The organism is Desulfospira joergensenii DSM 10085 (assembly GCF_000420085.1).
Taxonomy (GTDB): Bacteria; Desulfobacterota; Desulfobacteria; order Desulfobacterales; family Desulfobacteraceae; genus Desulfospira; species Desulfospira joergensenii.
On sequence record NZ_ATUG01000002.1, the window covers coordinates 937,838 to 954,656 of the forward strand.

Sequence of the window (16,819 nt, forward strand, 5' to 3'; positions counted from 1 at the left end):
GATAATCTTAAAGCGCCCAATGAATACCATAAAATAATGAGTTGTCAAGAGATTTAAGGACCCATCCCTTTCCCCCGGATCCATGAAATCCGCTCCAGGGTCCTTGTTAAATCCGACAGGGTGGTTTTTTAAAAATCCAAAAGCCCGCACTTTTCTTCAATTGCCCGGGAGGTTTTATGAAAACCTAGGGCCATATATCGTAAAAATGCTTGACCGGGCCGTGACCTTTCCCGATTTTATACCCTGCTCCGGCCTTGAGAGCCCCATGGATATAGGTATTGGCATTTTTAACGGCCGTTTCAAGGTCCATTCCCCGGGCCAGGAAGGCGCAGACGGCCGAGGACAGGGTGCATCCCGTACCGTGGGAGTTGGGGGTGTGGATGCGTTGGGCCGGAAGCTCTGTGAGGGTTCCGGACCGGGCCTGGAAGAGCAGGTCTCTGATTTTTTCCTCTTCAAGGTGGCCTCCCTTGAGAAGGACGTTGGGGCATCCCAGGGCGGCGAGGTCCCGGACCGCCTCTTCCATGTCCCGGTAACCGGTGACATCCCGGCCCAGGAGCACCGATGCTTCGGGAAGGTTGGGGGTGATGATGTCGGCCAGGGGGATAAGCTTTGTTTTCAACGCCTGGATTGCATTATCCAGAAGGAGTTTGTCCCCGCTTTTGGAGATCATGACCGGATCCAGGACGATATTGGTACACTTCCAATGGGCCAGCCGGTCTGCAACCGCTTCAATGACTTCAGGGGAGTGAAGCATGCCGATCTTGACGCCGTCCGTGCCGATGTCTTCCAGCACCGTATCGATCTGCCGGGCGATGAACTCCGGAGGGGCCGGGAATATGCCGGTGACCACCCTTGTGTTCTGGGCCGTGAGGGCCGTGATGGCGGACATACCAAAGACGCCCAGGGCGGAAAAGGTTTTCAAATCAGCCTGGATTCCGGCACCTCCGCCGCTGTCGGATCCGGCTATGGTCAATGCTCTGAAATAGGTCTTCATCAAGGGTTCTCCCTGTAATTGTTTTGAAAGATAGTTACCAGTTTTTTTGCAGCGGCAAAGGGATCTTCGGCCGAGCAGACGGCAGAGACCACAGCCAGAGAGTCGGCCCCGGCACGGATCACCTGCTCTGCATTGGACGAATCCAGTCCGCCGATGGCGACCAGGGGAAGGTCAAGCCTCCTTCTGATCCGCTGGAGACCTTCCAGGCCCCAGGGGGTCTTGGTGTCGGTTTTGGTGGGGGTGGGAAAGACCGGGCTTACCCCCAGGTAGTTCACATCCTTGTTCCGGGCCGCCTCCACATCTTCCCAGGTTTCCACGGAAAGGCCGATGATGGCCCTGGGGCCCAGGAGATCCCGTGCCGTTTCCGGGTCCATGTCGCTCTGGCCCAGGTGGATCCCGTGGGCGTCCACGGCCAGGGCAATGTCCAGTCTGTCATTGATGATCAGGGGGATGTCAAAGGGCGCCAGAAGTTCTTTGAGTTTCCGGGCCCGGTCCAGAAAGTCCCGTGTTGAGGCCTGTTTTTCCCTGAGCTGTACACAGGCGGCCCCGGCCCGGGCCGCCTGTTCCACAATCAACTCAAGGGGCCTGCCCAGGCAGGCCTTCCGGTCGGTGACAAGGTAGATGCCTTTCATGGGGTTCCTTTCATTGGCGAAAAGGCTAAAGCCCGAAGCCGAAAGCTTTGGGGAGAGTTTCCAAAAATCAAAAATCTAAACTCCCAATTCATCAATCTTCAGCCTATTCTCAATATCCGTTTCAGAGATATTGTACAGGGCATCGATAAAATTTACCTGGAGGCTTCCCGGTCCCCTGGCGGTTTCGGCGGCCATTTCTCCGGCCATGCCCATGACGGCCATGGCATGGGCTGAAGCCCGGCCAAAATTGGGATTGACCGCGGCAAAGGCTCCGCAAAGGGCCGTGGCCGTGCATCCCAGGCCCGTGACCCTGGGCATCATGGCATGGCCGTTTTTAATGGTCAAGGTTTCTGACCCGGTGATGATATAATCGGTTTTTCCGGTGACGCAGACCGTGCAGTCAAGGTCCAGGCTCAGGGACCGGGCCGGACTCACTGCCGCATCCGAACCACTGGTGGAGTCCACCCCTTTGGTGGCCGCCTCCTCCCGGCACAGGGCCATGATTTCAGAGCCGTTGCCCCGGATGACGGCAGGTATACATTCCCGGATCAGGCCGAGGGCGGTCCGGGTCCTGTAGGGAGTGGCCCCGGCCCCCACCGGGTCCAGAACAATGGGGATCCCCCGTTCTTTTGCCTTTTTTCCCGCCTTGAACATGGAATCGATCCAGGGATCGCTGAGGGTGCCGATGTTGATGACCAGGGCCCCGGCCAGGCCTACCATGTCCTCCACTTCAGGCCCGGCATGGGCCATGACCGGGGATGCGCCCAGGGCCAGCAGGGCGTTGGCCGTGTTGTTCATGACCACGAAGTTGGTGATATTGTGTACCAGGGGGGCGGTTTGTCTGATTTTTTCCATGTCCTGCCATATGGCAGAGGGTTGAATCGTCATGAAAGATCTCCTGTTTAGAAAAAGAGAGAAAGGCCGGGTCAGCCAGAGACCCTCTATCTGTTTTTAATCCTTCCACTCATGGATGAGTTTTGCCGTGTCTACCGGATGCTTTATGAGTCCGTATTTCAGGGAAAATTCCATAAACGTTTTCCATTTTTCCTTGTCGTGGCCGGCTTTGGAGGCAAAATAGGGGCGGGTCAGTTCAAAGGCCTTGGTTTCGATTTCCCTGTCGGCCTGGGGCACGGCAGACAGATAAAGTTCAAGACAGGCCTCGGGGTCGGCCTGGGTCCGGGCAAGTCCCTTTTCAAGGGCGGTCACAAATCCGCGGATGGCCTTTTTCTTTTCTTCCAGGACCCTGGGGCTGCAGACAAAGATCAGCTCTTCGTAATCCGGGATTCCGTATTTCTCCAGTTCAAAGAACAGGGCTGCATGTCCGTGCCGGGCCATGCCCACGGTTTCATAGGTCTTAAAAGGGCCCATGACCGCATCCACCTTTTGGGAGACCAGGGGGGGCAGGATGGTGAACCCCACGTTTACCGGGGTATACTCTTTGATCTTGTTGATGTCGGCAAAGGCCTTGAGCATCACATCCATGAGCCCGGGAACGGTATATCCGATTTTTTTGCCGGAAAGATCGGCAGGGGTCTGGATACTCTTATCCAGGAAGAGCAGGGTGGTCAGGGGATGAACCACCAGGGGGGCAATGACCCGGATGGAAAGTCCCTGGTCCGCCGCGATCACGGTCTGGGGCTGGTAGGACACGGCCAGGTCGACATTGCCGGAAGCGGTCAGTTTCAGTCCGTCCGAGGTTTCCGAGGGGCTGATGATCTCCACTTCAATGGACTGGTCTCTAAAGTATCCGGATTCCCTGGCCACGTAAATGGGCAGATGGTCCACATTGGGAAACCAGTCCAGCATGAGGGTCAGCTTTTCCGTTGCAGATGCGCCAACGGTGGAGAGCAGGGAAAAGACAAGAACAAGAATAAGAGTTTTTTTCATGATGTTTTCCTTAGGTTTTCCAGTTAATAAATCGTTTTTCCAGGATTCCCACCAGGGTCCACAGGATCAGTCCCATGGCCGTAAGCCAGAGGATGGCGGCAAATACCAGGTCGGTCTGGAGTCTTGCATTGGACTGGATCATGAGAAATCCAAGTCCCTGCTGGGCACCTACCCATTCCCCGATCACGGCCCCGATGGTGGCCACGCTCACCCCCACCCGAAGACCGGCAAAGAATTGGGGCAGGGCCCAGGGCCAGTAGAGCAGGGTCATGGTCCTGAAAAAGGAGGCTCCCATGAGCCGGAACAGGACCCTGAATTCCGGGTCGCAGCTTTTAAATCCCTGGACCAGGCTGACAGTGATGGGGAAAAAAATGATGATCCAGGCCATGAATACCTTGGAGGCCATGCCGTAGCCCAGCCAGACCACCAGAAGGGGGGCCAGGGCAAATACCGGAACCGCCTGGGAGGCCACCAGGAACGGGGCCAGGGCCTTTTCCAGGGTCGGCCGGGCAAACATGGTTACGGCCAGGGGCAGGGCCGTGGCCACGGCCAGAAGGATCCCCAGGACGATTTCGGCAAAGGTTGTCGCGGCATGGGGAAATATGGTGTCTGCCCTGAAAATCGCAGTGGTCAGGATATTGACCGGTGAAGGCAGAATAAATACGGGGACAGTCGCAATCCTGACCCAGGCTTCCCAGAACCCCAGGATCAGAAGGATCAGGACCAGGGCGATCAGGTTAGGTCGTCCCATGGATCAGGTCTCCTTCAAGCCGGGCCAGGAAATACTCTTTGATTTCCAGGAGTTCCGGGTCATTGAACCTTCGGGGTTTGGGCTGGTTCAGGATGAACTCCCTTTGAATCTCCATGGGCCTGGGGCTGAGCAGGCAGACTTCATCACCCAGGAGCAGGGCCTCTTCAATATCATGGGTGATCATGAGCAGGGTCTTGGAAAATTGGGTCTGGAGCATCAGTAAAAGGGAGTGCAACCCCCTGCGGGTGATGGCGTCCAGGGCGGACAGGGGTTCGTCCAGAAAGACCAGATCCCGGTCAAATATCAGGGTCCGGACCAGGGCACATCGCTGGCGCATGCCCCCGGACACCTGGCCGGGCCGGTGGTCTTCAAATCCCTCAAGCCCCAGTTTCCTGAAAAGATCCAGAGCCATGACCCGGGTGTCCTTCAGGTCCTTTTGAATGACTTTTGCGGGCAGCAGGGCATTTTCCAGCAGGGAAAACCATGGAAGGAGCAGATCTTTCTGCTGCATATAGGCGGCATGGGCTCCCAGGTGGGGCAGGTCCCGGCCCTGCCAGGAGATCTTTCCCCTGTCCAGACCGGTTGCCCCTGTGAGGGCGTCAAACAGGGTGGATTTCCCGCATCCGGACGGACCCACCAGAACCTTGAACCGGCCCGGAGCCAGTTTCAGGTCAAATCCTGAAAAGATCCGGCGCCCGTTAAATTGCTTTTCAACACCCGAGACTTCAAGCATGATTCCATGGCCGCTCCAAAAGAGCAGGTACCATCCCTTTGGTTTGGCAAACGGCGGATGAAAAAAGGAGGGAGAGAATGGCTTGACTTTCCTTCGCCAGTATAATCTGGATCAGGTTCCAAGGGTCGAAACAAAACAAAGTTTCCTCTCAGCCGTTCTTTCCCGGCTCCCCTAGTCCGTCTTTGCGGTTTTGTTCAGTGAAGGAAGGTACCACGGGGGTATTGGGTTGTCAACTATCCATGGGGCTGCTTTTTCAACTCCTCATCAATCAGGGTCTTGAACCCCTGAAAAGTTCTTCTCTTGAGCCGCCGGCCGTTGACAAAAATCGTCGGGGTGCCCCGGACCCCGGCTTCCCGGCCGTCCAGGAGATCGGCGTGAATCTTGAGCTGGATTTTGGGGGAGTCCTGGTCGGCATTGAACCGATCCATGTCCAGCCCCAGGGTCTGGGCGCATTCCTTGATTTTTTCCGGGGTCAGGCTGTCGGAGTTGTCAAAAAGCAGGTCGTGCATGGGCCAGAATTTTCCCTGGTTGTGGGCGGCCAGGGCAGCAGCGGCAGCCGGCAAAGCAGATTTATGCATGGACAGGGGAAAGTTCTTTAATACAATTTTTACCTGATCCGGATAGGCAAGGGCCACTTCTTCCAGCAGGGATACGGCCTTTGCACAGTAAAAGCACTGGAAATCCGTAAAAATCACGATGGTCACCGGCCCGTTTTCAGGACCCTTAAAGGGGGAACCCTGGATGTCGATATCCTGGATAAAATCCACCCGGATCATCCGGATATCCCCGGTTTTGGAATCTGTGAGGTAAAGAATGTCCCCCTTTCCGGAGACGGCAATGCGGTCGGCGGGAAAGTCCAGGGAGAGGTTTTCCTTTAAAGCAAGGTCGGAAGAATAAATTTCAAGCTTCCCCTGGCGGGTCAGGACAAAGAGCAGCTGCCCGTCCAGGGACATGCAGTTGTCAACTGGGGTGCTTCCGGCCCGGACCTGGTCCTCCAGGCTAAGCTCGGCTTCCGCCGGGACCATGGCAGGGAAAATAAGAAGCATCAAATACCAGACCATTGTCTGTAACAATAGTTTTTTGAACATGGGAAAAGATCTCCGCAAAGGAATTGAACGTTATTGTCAGTCATACACCATTCCCGGGCCAAGCTCAAAATATTTATCCCGGCGTTGTCTAAAAAACATCGGCATGATATCCTAGCCGGGTATGAATATCTTTTCTTGACAGCCTGCCGGTTGGGTTTTCGTACTTCTTGATATTATTCGGCGAAATGACAGGAGCCGTTTTAGGTATGGATAAAATTTTAATTGTGGATGATGAGGAAAGCATCCGTTTCAGTTTTAAAATGACCCTGGCCGACGAGGGGTACGACGTCATGGGGGCCGGAGACTATAACTCTGCCCTGCAGCTGATCTCCAAGGCGGAACCCGATCTGATCATTACAGATATCTTTTTGGGAAGGCTTACGGGGATTGATTTTTTAAAGGAAATCAGGAAAAGGGAGCTTGTCTGCCCTGTGATCATGATGACCGGGATTCCTGACATCAAAACTTCCCGGGAGGCAGTCCAGTTTGGGGCCTTTGATTATATTCCCAAACCCATCAATAGGGAAACCCTTTTGCGCATTGTCAGCCACGGGCTCCGGCACAAGGAACTCCTGGACAACAAGCATCGCCTTGAACGGGAAAACCTGAGGGTCCGCAAGAACATGGAGGCCATCTTCCGGAGCCTGAACGACGGGGTAATCACCGTGGACAATGATCTTTGCGTGGTTGAGGCAAATGATGCCGTAAAGGAGATCTGCGGGAGGACGGCCGGGGAAATCATCGGGAACCGGTTTAAGGGGTGCGGTTCATCCTGTGGGGGGGCCTGTGTCAATGCCCTGAAGAAGATTCTGAAAACCAGGAAGGCCATGGATGAAATCCAGGTTGAATGCCGGCGTCCGGGAAAGCCCGGGCAGGTGGTGAGGCTGACAGGGTCTCCCCTTAGGATAGATGAGAATAAGGTGTCCGGGGCCGTCCTTGTGATACGGAATGTGACCCAGCTGGCAACCCTGGAGAGGGAATTGGAAGAACGCCAGCAATTTCACAGGATCATCGGCAAGGGCAGAAGGATGCAGGAGATCTTCGGGCTCCTGGAAAATATATCAGACACGGACAGCACAGCCCTGATCACCGGTGAAACCGGAACCGGCAAAGAACTCATCGCCCATGCCATCCACCACAACAGCCCGAGGAAAAACCGGCCTTTTATCAAGGTGAACTGCAGCGCCCTTTCCGAGAACCTTCTGGAGAGCGAATTGTTCGGCCATGTCCGGGGCGCCTTCACCGGTGCGGTCAAGGATAAGAAGGGCCGGTTTGAAATGGCCGACAGGGGAACCATCTTTCTGGATGAGATCGGGGATATCTCTCCTTTGATTCAATTAAAGCTGTTACGGGTTCTCCAGGAAAGAGAGTTCGAGCGGGTGGGGGATGCATCCACCATCAAGGTCGATGTGAGGGTGATTGCCGCCACCCACCGTAACCTGAAAGAAATGACCCGGCTGGGGGAGTTCAGGGAAGACCTCTACTACAGGATCAAGGTTGTGGATATTCCCATTCCGCCCCTAAGGGAGAGGCGGGAGGATATTCCCATACTGGTGGATCATTTTTCAGCCATGTTCAATAAGAGGTTCCACAAGACCATAGACGGTGTATCCAATGAGTTCATGAATGCCCTCATGAACTATTCCTGGCCCGGGAATATCCGCGAGCTTGAGCATGCCGTTGAACACGGTTTTGTTCTGTGCCAGGAGAAAATTATCCTGTACGACCACCTGCCCGTGGAGATAAGGAACTATTTCAAGGAAGAAAAACCGGGCAGGCCGGGAATACAGGATATGGGCCGGGAAGATATTGTCCGGGCCCTGGCCAGAACCGGATGGAACAAATCCAAAGCTGCCCGCCTCCTGGGCATGGGGAGAAGGACCATTTACCGGAAGATTGAGGAATTCAAGATCACCCCGCCGGAAGGTTCAAAAAATTTATAAGTGTGCGCGACACACTATCGTGCGCACATTTCTGTGTCAAGCACATCCATTCTTGATTTCAAAATTCTGCAAACGGAATCGAAATATTTTATAACCATCTGATATAAAATCAGAAAAATGTTTATTGTTTTTTGTTGTCCTGCTGGCACAGGGGTTGTATATACAGCCCTTGTTTTAGAGAATATTCAGAAAAATGAGCATTGCATCCCTGTTTAGACCGGGTGCAGGATCAGATAATATATGAAAAATAAAGCGGAGACAGGTATGGACTGGAAAAATTTAAGCATATTTAAAAAAATCGGTGTGGGTCCCGGGATCGTCATTCTTTTTCTGATGATCGTGGGGGCCCAGAGTTTTTTCGGGATCACCGGTATCCTGGATGATTCCAAGGAAGTCATTTACGGCAACAGGCTGGACGGGCTCATTGCCCAGAAAGAGGTGGACCATCTGAACTGGTCCAACCGGGTCAGCAAACTGCTCAAGGGAGAAGACCCGGCAACACTCAAGATTCAGACAGACCACAGAACCTGTTCATTCGGTAAATGGCTTTACAGCGACGAAAGGAAAAAAGCCGAGCAGGCCGTACCGGATCTGACACCGCTGTTAAAGGCGATTGAGACCCCCCACAGGGAGTTGCATGAATCTGCCGTCAAAATCAAGGAAATCTACAAACCGGATCATTCCGGTCTTGACCTGGTGCTGTCCAAGCTTCTGAATGACCATGTCAACTGGGTATCCAAACTGGGGGAAGCCATTGCCGAGGAGGCAGGCGGGCTGTTCGTTTACCAGAGCCTGCTTACGACCGGTGTCCAGCAGGCCATGTCCCAGATTAAGGCCATTGACCAACGCAGGGAACTGACCGTAAACCAACGCAAGGCCATGGCCTATGAGATGTTAAAAAGTCTGAGATACGGGGAAAAGGAGAGCGGGTACTTTTTTGTCCTGGACGATCAGACAACTATTCTCATGCATCCCCACAACCCCCTCATGGAAGGCACCAGCCAGAAGCTGACGGCAGACAAACGTGGATCTTTGTTTTTCAGTGAAATGGTGGATCTGGCCAATACCAAGGGCGAGGGGTTTGTCACCTATTATTGGCAGCTGCCTGAGAGCGAGGAGATCGCCCCGAAACTGACCTTTGTACAGATGTATAAACCCTGGAACTGGATTATTGGAACGGGCATGTACGTGGATCATACCAACACCCGTCTTCTGACCCGGGTACAGGACTTCTCCGTTGGGATTGAGTTTTCAGCCGAACTGGAAGAGGATCATACCCGGTGTGCCCTCGGAAGGTTTCTCAAAGAGGAAAAAAACCTGGAAACGGCCCGGAATTTTCCCGAGCTTCAAAGGGCTTTGGACAGCATTACCGAGCCCCATAAAAGGCTTCACCAGAGGGCCGCTGAAATCGAAGCAGCCGTCAACAGCCTGGACATGGCCCTGGCCATAAAAATTTTTCAGAACCAGGTCCGGCAGGATCTTTCAGAAATTGACGGCCTGCTCACCGCTGCCATTGATGCGGAAAAGGTCCTGAAAGAGTCCAAACTTGAGGCGGAAAAAATTTATACCGCCCAGACCCTGCCCATACTTGAGCAGCTGCTGGATGGCCAGGAAAAGATCCGCCGGGTTGCCCGGGAGAATATCAAGACCGATAAGGTCATCGTAAAAGGGGCAACATCGGTCCGGAGCAAAGTGGTGATTTTCAGTTCTGTTGCCGCATTGATCGGTATCTGTCTGACCTTTTTCATTGCCAACAGCATCAGCCGACCCCTGCTCAGGAGTGTGGATTTTGCAAAGGCAGTGGCTTCAGGAGACCTGACAAAGAAGATCGATATCGAACAGAAAGACGAGGTCGGCGTGCTCTGCGGAGCCATGAATGAGATGTCCGCCAATCTGAACAGGATGTTCTCGGATGTGACCCAGTCGGTTTCCACCCTGACCTCTTCGGCGACAGAGCTCTCAGCCGTTTCCGAGCAGATTTCGGCCGGTTCGCTACAGACGGCCGGAAAATCCCACAACGTGTCCGATGCAGCCGGGGAGATGAATACCAATATGAACAACGTGGCCGCTGCAACAGAGCATACCTCGGCCAATATTCAGATGATCGTGGCGGCAACGGAACAGATGTCCTCCACCATCCATGAAATCGCCGGCAATACGGCCAGAGGCCGCCAGACCACAGCCCGGGCTGTTGAAAATGCCAGGCAGGTTTCCGGGAAGGTGGATGAATTGGGCCGGGCTGCATCCGAGATCAGCAACGTGACCGATACCATCGCCGATATTTCCGAACAGACCAACCTCCTGGCCCTGAACGCAACCATTGAAGCGGCAAGGGCCGGTGAAGCGGGCAAAGGCTTTGCCGTTGTGGCCGGTGAAATCAAAGTCCTGGCCCAGCAGACCGCCGATGCCACCCGGGAAATCAGTGATAAGATCAACGGGGTCCAGTCCACCACCCAGGAATCGGTTAAGGCCATTGAGACCATCGTTAGTGTAATCAATGAGGTCGACGAGATCGTCACCTCTGTGGCCGTCGCCATTGAAGAACAGTCCGTTTCCACAAAGGAGATCTCCAACAATGTGACCCAGGCCGCAGTGGGAGTCCAGGAGGTCAATGAAAATGTCGTCCTGACCTCTTCCATTTCCGGAAAAGTCACCAGAGATATCAAGGAAGTCAGTCAGGCCACCGAAGAGATGAATACCGGCAGTCTTCAGGTCAATACCAGTGCATCGGAATTGTCCAAACTGGCCGAGAAATTGAACAGCATGGTTGCTCAGTTTAAAATTTAAAAGGATAAGCCGTGGAAAATCAAATGAATCAGGAAAAAGTGGAAGTTGAAGATCCGGATCAGGTTGTCCAGGTGAGACTCAGGCTCCTGGACCGGCTGATGGACCTTGCCGGAGAGTTGGTGCTGGGCCGGAACCAGCTGCTCCAGTGGATCAATGTCTCGAATCTGGAAGGGATAAAGGCTACGGCCCAGCGAATAGACATGATTACCTCGGAACTTCAGGAAACCATCATGAAAACCCGGAACCTGCCCAATGCGATCATCCCCTGCCAGATTGTCCAAGTGGGCAGGGAAAGATTTGCCCTACCCCAGGATAATCTCAACGAATTGATCCGGATTCCGGGTGAACAGGTCCGGGACAGGCTCCAGCGGGTGGGGGATGCCGAGGTGTTCCAACTCAGGGGGGAGATCTTTCCCCTGTTGAATCTGGCAGCTCTTCTTCGCATTGAACAGGAGTACCCGGATCCCCAAACCGGGAAAACTCTGACAGAAAGGCGGGAAAATCTTGCGGATCGACGGTCCGGGCAGGATGTCCCCCCGGTCTTGCAGGCACAGCAGAGAGAACCTGATCCTGAAAGAGAAGTTGTCCAAAGGAAAGAGTCAGATCGGAGAATCGCCGGGATAAAGGGCTTGAACATTGCCGTGGTTTCAGACTGCGGTTTCAAGTATGGGCTGGTGGTGGACCGATTTCTCGAAACCGAGGAAGTCGTTGTCAAATCCATGGGCCGGCATCTGGGTGAGACTTCGGTATATGCCGGGGCCACCATCATGGGGGACGGAAAGGTCTCCCTTATCCTGGATGTCCTGGGCCTGGCACGCACGGCCGGACTTTCCAGGGTTTCCGAAGCAGTTCAGGTCCTGAAATCGACCGGACAGGCTGGCGAGGGGGATGGGGCCGGAGTCTCCCTGCTCACCTTCAGAAACGGTCAGAAAGATCACTTTGCCGTTCCCCTGGATCTGGTCCGGCGAATCGAAAGGATCCAGTTTTCGAATATCGAAGACATCGGTGATAGAAAAGTGGTCCAGTACAGGGGGGGGAGTCTTCAATTGTTTGAATTATCCCAGATCCTTGATATTGAATCGCTTCCCAAGGGAACCATGCAGGAAGTCATCGTTCTCAGCACCCAGGGCAGGGAACTGGGACTCATGGTAACCGGACCGGTGGATGCCCTGGAAACGGTTCTGGACCTGGATGAGACCACGATGAAAGGGCCGGGCGTAAGGGGCTCCCTGATCATCAACCACCGGACCACCCTGCTGCTTGAGGTGGAGGAACTGGCAAAAATCGTTCTTTCCCTCTAGCGGCCGTTTATTTTGCATGGGCGGCTGCCAGGGGCATGGCCCTGAACTCTTCGGTGATATGCCGGGCCAGGCAGGTTTGGGCCATGCTCTCCGATGTGCCTGACCGGTGGAGGCTGACCAGGGCCGAGGGAAGATTTCCAAACAGGCTCTGGGGAAGGATCCGGAATCCGGCCAGGGGAATGCTGCCACCCATGGGGGCGATGGAAGATCCCGATTTTACGGCGGCCAATACCCCGGCGGTGCTGGGGCTGGAACAGGCAATCCGGTAGGGGATTCCCCGGGCTGCCAGTTCCTGGAGGGCCCATTTCCTGAACATGCAGCCTTCATGGAACAGGGCCAGGGGCAGGGGGGACTCTTTTTCCGGTTCCGAATCCTTCGGGCCGATCCAGACCACGGATTCATGGCGCAGAAATTCTCCTTCGATTTCCCCTTTTTCACTATTGCACAGACAAAGGTCGAGTTCTTTTTTCTCCAGCATCTTTAAAAGGTTCTCTGACAGATCGCAGTAGAGGTCCACCCGGACCCGGGGATACTCTGCTCTGAACCGCTTCAATATCTCCGGAAGATGCTGGGAGGCGTAATCTTCGGCGGCTCCCAGGCGGATCAGGCCGTCGGGCTCCGGCTGATTCAGGGCGGATACAGCCTCGTCATGGAGGCGGATCAGGCGTACGGCATATTTGAGCAGATTTTCCCCGTCGGGAGTCAGTTCCACTCCCCGGTGGATCCTGCGGAACAGGGTTTTCTCCAGATTTTTTTCCAGCTGGTTCATCTGCATGCTGACCGCTGACTGGGTCAGGTACAACTGCCGGGCCGCCTGGGTAAAGTTGAGGGTCCGGGCCGCGGCGGTAAAGGTTCTGAGTATGTCGGGTGAAAGCTGCATCTATTTTCCCATCATAAATGCTTATGGATAGCATCAAAATTATTCGCTTGTCAAATGGCTGGTATCCTTTTACTTCTTGGGGAATTTTAAACCCAGAGAAAGAGGAGGTCAGTATGCTGGAAAATCAGATTCAATTAAAGGAACAGATCCACGGACAATGGAACCGGTATAAAGAGTTGATGCCGGATCTGGTCAGGGCCTATGATGAACTTCCCGGGCAGGCCTATTCCGACGGGGCCATCGACGCCAAAACCAAAAGACTCATGGCCATGACCGCAGCCATGATCCACGGCTGCCGGGCATGCATCCTCTACCAGGCCGATGAAGCCCTCAAGCTGGGTGCCTCGGCCCGGGAAATGCTGGAGTGCGTCGGCGTGGCCGTGAGCCTGGGGGGCACCATGGCCGAAGGCCAGGCCACACGGTTGATAGGGTTCCTTGAAGAGAAAGAGGTGATCTAAAAGAACGGCCAGAAAAAAGCGGTCCACTGCAGCCCGTGGAGACGCTGCCTTCCCAGAGCCGGATGTCCTGTCCGGCTCTGGGATCCTTCCATCTCTTCCTTCTTTCCGGGAGGGTCTCGGAGTTTTTCCGGACAAATTTACAATGTTCCTTTTTGAACCGGGATTGTTTTTAAATCTCTTTTGCCTTGCAGGCTTTATTATTGTATCATGGACCTGATTCCATTTTTTGAAAACAGGCAGTATTTCCCGGGGAGACAATAGAATATAAATAGACCTGACCTGAAAGCCCATCGTCCAGATCTTCCCATAACCGGATCTGTTCTCTTCCTTTGCTGAAGTCTTCTTGCCTCCTTCTCTTGCATCCCGGGGAAGGGATTAAAGCGATCTTATTCAAGCCGCCGGTTAAATCGGAAACGGGGAAGAGGATCCAAAAAACCCGGACTGGGGGCAAGGCTCGATAATAAGATTCGAATCCAGAACAAACGATCATCAAAGGAGGCATCATGAATATGGATTCTCTGTTGGATCTCAGAACCTTTTTGGCTCCGGAAATCGTCTACGGCCAGGGCGCCCTATCCTTGTCCGGCCGCCATGCATCCAATTTCGGTGCATCCAAGGTCTTTATCGTCACGGATCCCGGTGTCCGAAAGGCGGGCTGGACCCTGTCCGTTGAAAAAAGCCTGAAAGGGTCCAAGATCCCCTACGCCGTGTTTGACGGTGTGACCGCCAATCCCAAAGATCATGAGGTCATGGAAGGAGCAAAAATCTGCAGGGATGAAGGCTGTGACCTGATCATTGCCGTCGGAGGTGGCAGCCCCATGGACTGCGCCAAAGGCATAGGGGTTGTCATGGGGAATCCGGGCAATATCCTTGAGTTTGAGGGGGTTGATATGATTCCCAATCCCGGCCCTCCCCTGATCTTTATCCCCACCACGTCCGGGAGCTCGGCCGATGTATCTCAGTTTGCCATTATCACGGACACCCGGCGGAAAGTGAAAATCGCCATTATAAGCAAGATGGTCATCCCGGATATCGCCCTGGTCGATCCAGGGACCACGGCAACCATGTCCCCTGAACTGACGGCAGCCACGGGCATGGATGCTCTCTGCCATGCATTTGAGGCCTTTGTGTCGACGGCGGCCTCCCCTTTGACGGATATGGCGGCAAGGGCAGCCGTCAGGATCGTCTCGGAGAACCTGCTCAAGGCATATCAGGAACCGGACAATATGATCTTCCGGGATAAGATGATGACGGCCAGCCTCATGGCGGGTCTGGCCTTTTCCAATGCCAGCCTGGGCCTGGTCCATGCCATGGCCCACAGCCTGGGCGGTGCGCTGGGCCTTCCCCATGGGGAATGCAACGCCCTTCTTCTTGAAAAAGTGGTCCGGTTTAACTACCCGGCTTCATCTGAAAAATATGACCAGCTGGCAGAGGCCATGCATTTAAACATGGAGGAATATGGATTTCCGGAAAAAGGGGTTGTGATCTCCAACCGAATCACCTCATTAAGGAAACAATTGGAGATCGACCAGAAGCTGATCGATCTGGGAGTCCGGTCTTCGGATATCCCCAGGCTGGCAGAGTTTGCCTTTATGGACCCGTGCCTGGCCACAAACCCCAAAGAGGCGGGTTTGGAAGATATTGAAAAATTATATCACCAGATTTATGAATAAATATCGGGAAAAGGGAAGTTGAAACAAGGTATATGGATAAGCCGGATCATAGTAAAACACACCGGTCAGCCCGGAGAAAGTTCCTGGAGCTGAGCCTGGAATCGACGCGAAAAAGCTATTATCCCCAATTGTTGAAACAGTTTGAATCGGCAAAAGAAAATGAAAAAAGGCTGCAATTGCTGATCGACAACCTGCCGGCACAGATATCCTATGTCAATGCCGATGAACGCTATGTCTTTGTGAACCGGGAATTTGAACGCTCCTTCGGGTTAAAACGTCATGGGATCATCGGCAGACGGATGAAAACCATTCTGGGGGAAAAGAATTATGACAGAGTAAGGCCCCATATTGAGAATGCCCTGTCCGGAAAATCCGGACGGTTTGAATTTTCTTTCCTGACCTCGAAAAAAAATAAAAAATGGTATGAAATCCACTATGTTTCAGAAACCGATACCCGGGGAAAAGTAAGCGGGTTCTATGCATTGACCATGGATCTGACGGAAAAGAAACAGGCCGAAGAAGAAAAGTCTGAGCTAAAGGACAGGCTTCGCCAGGCCCAGAAAATGGAAGCCATCGGCACTCTTTCCGGCGGGATTGCCCATGATTTCAACAATATTCTTTCCGGCATGTTCGGCTACTCCCAATTGATAGACTCCCATGTCAACGAACCTGAACAGGTAAAGGCCTATAACCGGAAGATATTTGAAGGAGCCCTGAGGGCCTCGTCCCTGATTCAGCAGATCCTCTCATTCAGCCGCCAGGCCAAATACAGCAAACAGCCGCTCAGTCTGTTTGTTATCTTAAAAGAGGTATTAAAGCTGATCCGGCCGACCCTCCCTTCAAGTATCGAAATCAGGGATAAGATCAAAACAAAAGCCACGATCCTTGCAGACCCCACCCAGATCCATCAGGTCGTCATGAACCTCTGTACCAACGCCTATCATGCCATGGGAGATGAGGGCGGAGTTTTAACCCTGGGGCTGGATGAGGAGCGGCTCGGAGAAAATGAGATCCCCATGGGATCAGGTCTTTCTCCGGGCAGATATCTGAGGCTTGAAGTGAGGGATACCGGACCCGGTATCCCTCCCCGGATCCGGGAGAAGATCTTTGATCCCTATTTTACCACAAAAGAGGTGGGAAAGGGTACGGGCTTAGGCCTGGCCGTTGTCGACGGGATCGTGAAAAAACATGCCGGGTTTATAAACCTTGACACCGAACTTGGCTCAGGCACAAGCTTTCAGATATATCTTCCGGTCATTGAAACCGAGCGAACCCGCACCCCCGGGCCAGGGGAAAGGAAAACATCCCTTAAATCCGCCACCGGAAATATTATGCTCGTGGATGATGAACATGCCATCCTGACCACATTAAAGGCCATTCTCTCAAGACAGGGGTATCAGGTATCCACCTTTGACAACGGGGAATCGGCATTGGAGTCATTTACCAGGGACCCTGCCCGGTTCGATCTCATCATCACCGACATGACCATGCCCAGAATGAACGGGGACAAGCTGTCCAAAAAGATATTGGAGATCAGAAAGGATATTCCCATTATCATCTGTACGGGGTACCATGGAAGCTTTACCAAAGAAGAGGCCGTAAAGGCGGGAATTAAAAGATATCTCCAAAAACCGGTCATCGGGTCAGAACTCTCAAAGATCATCCGGGAGTTGCTGTCGATCGGATAAAATA

General features: G+C 53.6%; 14 protein-coding genes and 1 riboswitch. Of the genes, 6 read left to right on the plus strand and 8 right to left on the minus strand.

What is annotated here, in order from left to right:
• Nucleotides 1-184: 184 nt before the first annotated feature.
• The 7 genes from thiD to F608_RS32330 form a co-directional block, all read right to left on the minus strand.
• Nucleotides 185-994, minus strand: coding sequence for a bifunctional hydroxymethylpyrimidine kinase/phosphomethylpyrimidine kinase (gene thiD / locus F608_RS0116660; RefSeq protein ID WP_022666786.1), 810 nt, complete (start codon nt 992-994; stop codon nt 185-187).
• Entirely contained in the window at nt 994-1,626 is a 633-nt protein-coding gene (thiE, locus tag F608_RS0116665; RefSeq protein WP_022666787.1) for a thiamine phosphate synthase, read from the minus strand. Before thiE ends, thiD begins: the two co-directional genes overlap by 1 nt.
• A 75-nt stretch (nt 1,627-1,701) precedes the next feature.
• The gene (gene thiM, locus F608_RS0116670) at nt 1,702-2,514 is read right to left on the minus strand and encodes a hydroxyethylthiazole kinase (protein WP_022666788.1); all 813 of its coding nucleotides are present in this window, start codon (nt 2,512-2,514) and stop codon (nt 1,702-1,704) included.
• Between the two features lie 63 nt (nt 2,515-2,577).
• The gene (locus tag F608_RS0116675) at nt 2,578-3,513 is read right to left on the minus strand and encodes an ABC transporter substrate-binding protein (protein WP_022666789.1); all 936 of its coding nucleotides are present in this window, start codon (nt 3,511-3,513) and stop codon (nt 2,578-2,580) included.
• 10 nt (nt 3,514-3,523) lie between these two features.
• The gene (locus tag F608_RS0116680) at nt 3,524-4,264 is read right to left on the minus strand and encodes an ABC transporter permease (RefSeq protein ID WP_022666790.1); all 741 of its coding nucleotides are present in this window, start codon (nt 4,262-4,264) and stop codon (nt 3,524-3,526) included.
• The gene (locus F608_RS0116685) at nt 4,251-4,997 is read right to left on the minus strand and encodes an ABC transporter ATP-binding protein (RefSeq protein ID WP_022666791.1); all 747 of its coding nucleotides are present in this window, start codon (nt 4,995-4,997) and stop codon (nt 4,251-4,253) included. Before F608_RS0116685 ends, F608_RS0116680 begins: the two co-directional genes overlap by 14 nt.
• A gap of 71 nt (nt 4,998-5,068) precedes the next feature.
• Nucleotides 5,069-5,180, minus strand: a riboswitch (TPP riboswitch).
• Between the two features lie 50 nt (nt 5,181-5,230).
• Nucleotides 5,231-6,085 (minus strand): DsbA family protein, encoded by an 855-nt coding sequence (locus F608_RS32330; protein WP_022666792.1) that lies wholly within the window; start codon nt 6,083-6,085, stop codon nt 5,231-5,233.
• Between the two features lie 206 nt (nt 6,086-6,291).
• Between F608_RS32330 and F608_RS0116695 the strand changes: the two genes are divergently transcribed.
• The 3 genes from F608_RS0116695 to F608_RS32340 all read left to right on the plus strand — a co-directional run bounded on the left by F608_RS0116695 (nt 6,292) and on the right by F608_RS32340 (nt 12,116).
• Nucleotides 6,292-8,028 carry a sigma-54 dependent transcriptional regulator gene (locus F608_RS0116695; RefSeq protein WP_022666793.1) on the plus strand — a complete coding sequence of 579 codons (1,737 nt, stop codon included), beginning with the start codon at nt 6,292-6,294 and terminating at the stop codon, nt 8,026-8,028.
• Nucleotides 8,029-8,292: 264 nt separating this feature from the next.
• Nucleotides 8,293-10,815 carry a cache domain-containing protein gene (locus tag F608_RS34980; protein WP_051148590.1) on the plus strand — a complete coding sequence of 841 codons (2,523 nt, stop codon included), beginning with the start codon at nt 8,293-8,295 and terminating at the stop codon, nt 10,813-10,815.
• A gap of 23 nt (nt 10,816-10,838) precedes the next feature.
• Nucleotides 10,839-12,116 carry a chemotaxis protein CheW gene (locus F608_RS32340; protein ID WP_051148591.1) on the plus strand — a complete coding sequence of 426 codons (1,278 nt, stop codon included), beginning with the start codon at nt 10,839-10,841 and terminating at the stop codon, nt 12,114-12,116.
• Nucleotides 12,117-12,123: 7 nt separating this feature from the next.
• Here F608_RS32340 and F608_RS0116710 read toward each other — a convergent pair whose 3' ends face one another.
• Entirely contained in the window at nt 12,124-12,996 is an 873-nt protein-coding gene (locus F608_RS0116710) for a LysR substrate-binding domain-containing protein (protein ID WP_022666796.1), read from the minus strand.
• A 113-nt stretch (nt 12,997-13,109) separates the two neighbouring features.
• Between F608_RS0116710 and F608_RS0116715 the strand changes: the two genes are divergently transcribed.
• The 3 genes from F608_RS0116715 to F608_RS32345 all read left to right on the plus strand — a co-directional run bounded on the left by F608_RS0116715 (nt 13,110) and on the right by F608_RS32345 (nt 16,815).
• The gene (locus F608_RS0116715; RefSeq protein WP_022666797.1) at nt 13,110-13,454 is read left to right on the plus strand and encodes a carboxymuconolactone decarboxylase family protein; all 345 of its coding nucleotides are present in this window, start codon (nt 13,110-13,112) and stop codon (nt 13,452-13,454) included.
• Nucleotides 13,455-13,957: 503 nt separating this feature from the next.
• A complete protein-coding gene (gene ercA / locus F608_RS0116730; protein WP_022666800.1) occupies nt 13,958-15,127 on the plus strand; it encodes an alcohol dehydrogenase-like regulatory protein ErcA in 1,170 nt (389 codons plus the stop codon).
• A 32-nt stretch (nt 15,128-15,159) separates the two neighbouring features.
• Complete coding sequence (locus F608_RS32345; protein ID WP_022666801.1) at nt 15,160-16,815, plus strand: hybrid sensor histidine kinase/response regulator; 1,656 nt, start codon at nt 15,160-15,162, stop codon at nt 16,813-16,815.
• Nucleotides 16,816-16,819: the final 4 nt, after the last annotated feature.

Bases quoted from the DNA above. Each gene is read 5' to 3' on its own strand.
- thiM (WP_022666788.1), bottom strand. From the start codon at position 2,514: ATGACGATTCAACCCTCTGCCATATGGCAGGACATGGAAAAAATCAGA.
- F608_RS32340 (WP_051148591.1), top strand. From the start codon at position 10,839: ATGAATCAGGAAAAAGTGGAAGTTGAAGATCCGGATCAGGTTGTCCAG.
- F608_RS0116710 (WP_022666796.1), bottom strand. From the start codon at position 12,996: ATGCAGCTTTCACCCGACATACTCAGAACCTTTACCGCCGCGGCCCGG.
- F608_RS0116715 (WP_022666797.1), top strand. From the start codon at position 13,110: ATGCTGGAAAATCAGATTCAATTAAAGGAACAGATCCACGGACAATGG.
- F608_RS0116685 (WP_022666791.1), bottom strand. From the start codon at position 4,997: ATGCTTGAAGTCTCGGGTGTTGAAAAGCAATTTAACGGGCGCCGGATC.
- thiD (WP_022666786.1), bottom strand. From the start codon at position 994: ATGAAGACCTATTTCAGAGCATTGACCATAGCCGGATCCGACAGCGGC.
- F608_RS34980 (WP_051148590.1), top strand. From the start codon at position 8,293: ATGGACTGGAAAAATTTAAGCATATTTAAAAAAATCGGTGTGGGTCCC.
- F608_RS0116675 (WP_022666789.1), bottom strand. From the start codon at position 3,513: ATGAAAAAAACTCTTATTCTTGTTCTTGTCTTTTCCCTGCTCTCCACC.
- F608_RS32330 (WP_022666792.1), bottom strand. From the start codon at position 6,085: ATGTTCAAAAAACTATTGTTACAGACAATGGTCTGGTATTTGATGCTT.
- ercA (WP_022666800.1), top strand. From the start codon at position 13,958: ATGAATATGGATTCTCTGTTGGATCTCAGAACCTTTTTGGCTCCGGAA.
- F608_RS0116680 (WP_022666790.1), bottom strand. From the start codon at position 4,264: ATGGGACGACCTAACCTGATCGCCCTGGTCCTGATCCTTCTGATCCTG.
- F608_RS0116695 (WP_022666793.1), top strand. From the start codon at position 6,292: ATGGATAAAATTTTAATTGTGGATGATGAGGAAAGCATCCGTTTCAGT.
- F608_RS32345 (WP_022666801.1), top strand. From the start codon at position 15,160: ATGGATAAGCCGGATCATAGTAAAACACACCGGTCAGCCCGGAGAAAG.
- thiE (WP_022666787.1), bottom strand. From the start codon at position 1,626: ATGAAAGGCATCTACCTTGTCACCGACCGGAAGGCCTGCCTGGGCAGG.